At 73.5% G+C, this 6,621-nt stretch carries 5 protein-coding genes; all 5 read right to left on the bottom strand.

Annotated features, from left to right (window positions below; all coding sequences use genetic code 11):
* Window positions 1–1,527, bottom strand: a 1,527-nt coding sequence (locus tag G6045_RS38330; protein ID WP_268978458.1) for an SAV_2336 N-terminal domain-related protein, incomplete at its 3' end; no start/stop codon positions are given.
* Window positions 1,528–1,586: 59 nt separating this feature from the next.
* Window positions 1,587–2,663, bottom strand: coding sequence for an AAA family ATPase (locus G6045_RS38325; protein WP_165336864.1), 1,077 nt, complete (start codon window positions 2,661–2,663; stop codon window positions 1,587–1,589).
* A gap of 30 nt (window positions 2,664–2,693) precedes the next feature.
* Window positions 2,694–4,493, bottom strand: a complete 1,800-nt coding sequence (locus tag G6045_RS38320) for a VMAP-C domain-containing protein (RefSeq protein WP_165336863.1) — start codon at window positions 4,491–4,493, stop codon at window positions 2,694–2,696.
* Window positions 4,490–4,942: a CU044_2847 family protein gene (locus G6045_RS38315; RefSeq protein ID WP_165336862.1), complete on the bottom strand. Its 453-nt coding sequence runs from the start codon at window positions 4,940–4,942 to the stop codon at window positions 4,490–4,492. Before G6045_RS38315 ends, G6045_RS38320 begins: the two co-directional genes overlap by 4 nt.
* 422 nt (window positions 4,943–5,364) lie before the next feature.
* On the bottom strand, window positions 5,365–6,621 hold a 1,257-nt coding region (locus tag G6045_RS38310), incomplete at its 5' end, for a carboxyl transferase domain-containing protein (RefSeq protein ID WP_165336861.1).

Genomic DNA, 6,621 nt, shown 5'->3' with positions numbered 1-6,621 from the left:
GCCGCGCTCCGACCCACCCGGCACCGCCACCCGGAACTCCCCGGCCACGACCCCTGCCCGGTCGTCGATCGGTGCTCCGAGCCGCGCCAGCAGGTCCCGGGTCCGCAGCCGCGAGGTGCGCGGCAGCGTGCCGAGGAGCAACTCCCGTACGCCATCACGGAAGACGTACGAGCCCGCCTCGCCCGGGACCGCGCGCAGCAGCCCGCTCAGGATGACCTCGGCCAGATGGCCCGGCTGCGGGCGGGGCTCCAACGCGGCCTGGACCAGGCGCATATACGGAAGGTGGGGGCGGCCCACCGCCAAGTGGCCGGCGAGGCGGAAGGCCTCGGGGGAGGCGATCGAGCGGAAGCGCAGGAGGAGCTCCTCGGGGCCGAGCTGCTGGACGTCGGTGCGGCCCGCCTCGTCGAGCGGTGCGGGGGGCGGGGTGGGCGCGAGGGCGGCCGCCGCTCCCGGGACCGGGCCGCTGCCCGCCACCAGGGCGGCCCAGTGGGCGAGCCAAGGCGCGGACGGCTCCAGGACCGGGACGATCAGACCCTCTTCGTCCGGATCGGCCGTGGAGTATGCCGAGTTGGGGGCGGCGGGCCACGGTGAGGAGAGGGTGGTGGGCGTGGCGGGGAGCGCCGTGGTGCGCCACAGGCGTTCCGGCAGGGGCTGGACGATCGCGACCGGATGACGTGATGCCCAGCGGTTCAAGGTGGCGTACCAGCGTCGGCCCGCGGATCCGTCACGCCACTGGGGGCCCATGCAGTCGCTGACGACGAGGGTGACCGTGCGGCCGTCGGCCGGGGTGCCCTCGGCGCCGCGCACCGCGCCCGAAGCCGACAGACTGTGCACGCCGAGAGTGCGGAAGATGCCCGACTGGCCGAACGTGGTGCGCAGTTCGCGCAGCAAGGGGCGCCAGACCGGCATCGTCGGCCCGTCGTCGTACACGATCCGCAGCCGCAGCCAGCGCTCCTGTGCGGGCCGCAGAACCGGCAGCCACCACTGAGGTGGTGCGGCCAGGCGCGCGATGCGCTCGGCGGTCGCCGTCTCGTCCAGCTCGACGCCGGTCGGCGCGGGGACCCGCCGCTTCAGCGGGCGCAGGGCGCGCTGGAGGGTGAGCGGGCGGGTCAGCATCGGGGGCGCCGGGGCGAGCAGCGAGGTGTACGTGCTGTCGCCGGCCGTGCCGCCGGGCTCCTGGCGGGCCGGGCCCGGGAGGTGTACGGGGATGCGGGGTTCGGGCTGTGAGGGCTCCGGGTCGCCGTCCGTTGATGGCGGCGGCGGTTGCGGTGGCGGGGGCACGCGGCCGGGATCGGCTGCCCGGTCGGGGGCAGGCGCCCGAGGCCGTGCTGCCGTGGCCGCATCCGGGCCCGTCATCTGCCGCGCGAGCCACAGCAGTTCGGCCAGTTCGACCGAGGTCGGCCCGGCGTCGGCCTCCTCGCCGGCCGCCTCGGTCAGCACCTCGGCGAGGCGGGCCACGTAGGCGTCTTCGGGTACGGGAACCGGGTCGTCCGGCTCCCGTTCGCCCTCTCCGTCAGAACCGCGCATCGTCCCGTTCCTCAGAACCTCGCATCATCCTGTTTCTCAAAACCCGCGTCATCCGTCCCTCAGAACCCCGCATCGTCCTGATGCCCCCGGCTCAGATACGGCATCAGCTGCTGGGCCAGCGCATCGCGTGATGCACCGTCGAGCCCGGCCGCCCCCGTCAGATAGATCGCGTTGAGCAGCTGGTCCGTGGCCAGTTCGCCCGCCGAGCCACGGTCGAGGAAGCCGGCGATCAACTCCTGCGCGTACGGGGTCGGTTCGCCCAGGTGGGCGCGGACGATCTTCTCCAGGTGGGCCTCGCGCGGCTGGTGCAGTTCGAGGCGGACGCAGCGGCGCAGGAACGCCGGTGGGAACTCGCGCTCACCGTTGCTGGTCAGGACCGTGAACGGGAAGGCCCGGCAACGCACCCTCCCGCGCCGCACCGTGACCCGCTCGTCCGTGCCGTCGACGAGGACGGAGGCCGACGGGGTGTGGCGGGTGGCGCGGACCAGCTCGGGGATCTCGTACTGGCCCTCCTCGAGGATGTTCAGGAGGTCGTTGGGCAGATCCAGGTCGCTCTTGTCGATCTCGTCGATGAGCAGCACGCGCGGGCGCCGGTAAGGCAGCAGGGCGGTGCCGAGCGGACCCAGGCGCAGATGGTCCTCGAGATCGCCGGCTCCGGTTCCGGCAGTCTCGCCGCCCGCTCCGGCCTTGGACGGCTCATGCCCCGCTTCCTCTCCGCGAGCCGCCGCCGACGCCCGCCGCCCCGCCGCGTACAGCCGGGACAGCGGGTCGTACGCGTAAAGACCGTCGTGCAGCACCGTCCGGCTGGTGATGTTCCAGCGCAGCACGGGACCCAGCATGAGTTCGTGCGCCACCGCGTACGCCAGCGAGGACTTGCCGCTGCCGGGCGGACCGGTCACGAGGAGCGGGCGCCTCAAGTACAGGGCGGCGTTGACCAGTTGGACCGCCTCGTCGGTGGCGATGTACGTACGGGCGCGATGGCGGCGGTCGGGAGACGTCGCCGCCTCGTCCTCGTGCTCCGCGGGCGTCGCGAGCGCGGGCCCGCCGTCGAACGCGCGCCACGGCGGTGGCGCGGGCAGTTGGTCGATGCCGTCGTGCGGCTTGCTCGAGCCGGTGAAGACGGGCCACAGGGACATGGTTCTCCGTTCCTTTCGCGGTGCGGCCGCTCAGCCGACGGGTGAGTCCAGGAAGGGTGCGGTCTCGGGCAGCGCGCGCGGGTCCTCCCACAGGAGCGACAGATCGTGGGCCCAGTGCACGCCGGGCCCGGAGCCCAGGGCTTCGAGCCGCAACTCGTAGACGACGTCGGGCAGTTCACCCGGCGGCAGCCCGGCGAGCTGCTCCGCGAGCCGGTCGAGGAACTCCTTGCCCGCGCACGCGTCGTGCGGCCCGCCCGCGCAACCGCTGCGCGGCCAGATCACGGCCGGTACGGGCGCGTTGAGCCCGGCCTTGAACGCCTCGCGCGCCCGTCCGGGCGGCGCCCCGAGCCCCAGCAGATCCGCGCCGCGGCGCAGCCCGATGGTCAGGCTCACCGGGTCGCCCGGCGGCACGCCGCAGGCGATGCGGTGCAGCCGGGCGTCCGCGCGCAGATCCAGCTCCTGCCACTTGCGGCGCAGCCTGTGCTGCAGCATTCCGCTGCGCCGCCGCTCCAGTTCCACCACCACGACCGGTGCGAACGAACCCAGCGGACTGTGGTCGTCCTTGCTGCGCTGCCAGTGCGCCACATCCGTGTTCAGCCACTTGCGCGGCAGTACGAAGGCGATCAACTCCCGCCCGTCCAGATCCACTTCGCGGTACGCGTCGTCGATCCGCTCCAGGACGTAGGGCCGCACCTCCTGGGTGGTGAGGGTGCGCTGGCCGATGACGTGACGGTGTGCTCCGTTGTACGCGGAGACCTCCACGAGGAACCGGTCCTCGCCCGCGCCGCTCGGCGCGATCTCCACCAGGACCGGGGACCAGGCCGGCCGTCCGGCGCCCACGGCGGGAGCGGCGCCCACGGCGGGAGCGGCGGCCACGGCGGGAGCGGCGCCCACGGCGGGAGCGGCGGCCGGCCGGCCCGCGCGCCCCAGTTCCCGTAACGCCGTACGCGTGCCCGCGTCCTCGCAGTAGTCGGCGAGCCGGGTCGTGAACCGGCCGATCGCCGCCGTGTCCTGGCTCTCGCTCAGCAGATACCAGGCCACGTCCCACAGGGACGTCAGACGCCGCAGCGGAGGCGACGGAAGCGGACCCACCGCGTCGCGGTACAGCCGGTCCGGAGCACAGCCCGCGCTGCGCCAGGTCTTCTGGGCGCCCACCGCGTCGATCAGGGTGCGCAGCCGCTCCTTGTCCCGCGCCGCGAACGCCCCGGTCGGAATGAGGTCCCCGAGCCGGGGCCAGTAGTGCGCCATCACCTGCGCGGGCAGCATCCGGCCGTGGCGCACCTCCTTGCTGCGGGCCGCGGAGGTGACCATGCCGACCACGCGGCCGCTGTGCGCGAGGGTCACCGCGGCGCCGCTGAAACCGGGCGCGAGCGTCTGTCCTGCCTGGCCCCAGGCCTCCAGCTGGATCCACTCCTGGGTGATCAGCTGATCGCCGGTGGCCCGGTACTCGGCCAGCACCCCTTCCTCGTACGCCTTGGGGAAGCCGTAGGCGAGCAGGCGGGGCGGCGGATCGGCGTACGCCTCGGCCGGGGAGGCGAACTCGGCGGGCTTCAGGGCCACCGGCTCGGCCAGTTCGAGTACGGCGAGGTCGCCCGGGTCGAGCCCGCCGGTCCAGCCGCCGTGCGCGACGACCTCGGCGGGCAGGGGGCAACCCCTGCTCGAAGAGCTTGGGGAGGGGTCGGGCGACAGCTGCGGGAAGGTGACGGTGACGGCGTCCGTCGCCCGGGCGCTCACCACATGCGCGCAGGTCAGTACGTGCCGGTCGGTGACCAGGAAGCCGGCGCCGGACTCGCGGCCGCAGCGGATCCGGGCGTGCCAGGACGCGTTCATGGCTGCGGAGTGGGTGGTGCGGGTGGTGCCGGAGGAGCGGGCGGGGCCGGTGGCTGCGGTGGGGTGACGATGGCCGCGCCTTCGACGGCGTCGGCGGCGTCCACCCGCGGACCCACGACCGTCACCTGGCTCTGCTGCCCGGGCGCCCAGGCCAGCTTGACCACCAGGTGGCCCTCGACCGCGCTCTTGGCGATCAGCGCACCCGCCTCGGCCGTGAGCTTCACACCGAACTCGATCTCCACCGAGTCCGGCTTGAGCGAACCGCCCTGGAACACCCTGAGCGCCGCCTCGGCCGCCGACCGGACACCGGCGAGCGAGCCTTCGAAGGTACGCGTCGCCCGTACGGCGCCGTCCGCGTCGCTCACGAGATGCTGACCGTCGTCGTCGGCGGCGAAATCCACCGGGACGATGGCCCCGTCCTCGGTGCTGAACTCCAGGTACTCACCCATGCCGCGCCCCCGCACTCGTGATCGGCCGCCCCCATTGTGGCCCAACCGGTGGGTGCTTGTTGGCCGTTGCACACGAAGGCGCCGCCTCCCCTGGGACGGGGGAGACGGCGCCGTGCGTGACTCCTCGGGTCGGACCCTGGGGTCAGACGAGCCAGCCGACGAAGTGGGCGAGGCCGGCGAGGATGTCGGTGATGACGTTCATGGTGGGACGTTCTCCTTGTGACTGTGCTGAGTTGGGACAAACCACGGCCGCGTGGGACACGAGCCGGGGAGTGCGCAATTACGGTCTGCAGCCCGTTGCTTGCGTACCGTCAGCATCGTTGGTCACATAGGACGAAAGCAAACGCATACGTGACGATCACCTGTTCTGGGGAGCAACTGTTCCCTTGTTCGGGTGAGTTGGTCCTGGGGCGGCGTCGACTTCACCCGCCCACGACTCCTCGTACGACACCCAGATCCACCAAGTCCTGTGGTCTGAGACGCAGTTCGTCCGCCGTCTCCCGTACGAGACCGGCCGGCCGCTTCAGGATCGCGGCGGCAAGCTCGGGCGCGATCACGGAGAAGTAACTGGACGGTGTGGCCCAGGTGTTGCCGGGCGCCGCCAGCGCCAGCGCACCGCCCGAGCCGCCCTCCCCGATCAGCAGCGTCGTCACCGGGACGCGGGCCGTGGCGACCGCTGTGAACAGTTCGGCGATCGCAGGGCCCGCGCCGGCCGCCTCCGCCGCCGCGTCGTTCGCGGCGCCCGGGGTGTCGACCAGGGTCAGGACCGGCAGACCGAGCCGGCCGGCGAGCCGGATGAGACGGGCCGCGGTGCGGTACCCGGACGGCCGGGTCGCGGTGCCGCACTGCGCCGCGTACGCGATCGTGCGCCCGTCGTGCAGCCCGAAACCGCACAGCATGCCCGGGTCGCGGCCGCCGCACCGGTCACCGGAGACGGTCGTGCGCTCGGTGAAGTACGCGTCCAAGTAGGCCTCCGCGCGCGGGCGTCCGGGTGCGCGGGCCGCCTCGACCGCGTCCCAGCCGGACTCCGGGAGCCTCATGTCACCCTGCGCCGGCGGTACGGGTGCGGGCAGGCCCGATCCGGCCGAGGTCAGCAGCCGCAGTCGCAGCGACACCTCCGCGCGCAGGTCCTCGCCCCGTACCACCGCATCCACATGCCCGGACGCGAACTGAGCCTCGGCCGTGTAAGCCGCCGGATCCGCGTCGGCCGGCCGCACCCGCGACCCGGCGAACCCCACCTGGGCGCCGGGCAGCGCCACGATCATGTCGGCGCCGGCGCCCAGGGTGGCCCAGCCGCCGCCCGTCGTCGGGTCGCGCAGAACGGCCAGCTGCGGCACGCCCGCATCCGACGTCAGCGCCGACTGCCGTGCCACGCGCTGGAGTTGGGTGAGCGCCGGCATGCCCTCCTGCATACGGCTGCCACCCGTCGCGATCAGCGAGACGACGGGGAGGCGGCGGGAGCGGGCGTACACATGGGCCGCCTCGATCAGATCGCCGGTACGCGTGCCGAGCGAGCCGCCGAGGAAGCCGAACTCGAACGAGACCACCACCGCCCGCGTCCCGCCGATCACCGCCCGCCCGCACACCACCGACTCCTGCTCGCCGGTGCGCTCGACGGCCCGGGCCAGCGAGGCGCCGTAACCCTGCCAGTCGAGGGGGCCGTCGGGTTTGGGGTGGGG

It is taken from the genome of Streptomyces mesophilus, from assembly GCF_011044995.1.
Taxonomy (GTDB): Bacteria; Actinomycetota; Actinomycetes; order Streptomycetales; family Streptomycetaceae; genus Streptomyces; species Streptomyces mesophilus.
The sequence above is the reverse complement of the archived record's forward strand: the minus strand, read 5'-3'. Positions and strand labels throughout refer to the sequence as shown.

Coding starts and splice junctions, on each gene's coding strand:
- G6045_RS38325 (WP_165336864.1), bottom strand. CDS start 2,663: ATGTCCCTGTGGCCCGTCTTCACCGGCTCGAGCAAGCCGCACGACGGC.
- G6045_RS38320 (WP_165336863.1), bottom strand. CDS start 4,493: ATGAACGCGTCCTGGCACGCCCGGATCCGCTGCGGCCGCGAGTCCGGC.
- G6045_RS38315 (WP_165336862.1), bottom strand. CDS start 4,942: ATGGGTGAGTACCTGGAGTTCAGCACCGAGGACGGGGCCATCGTCCCG.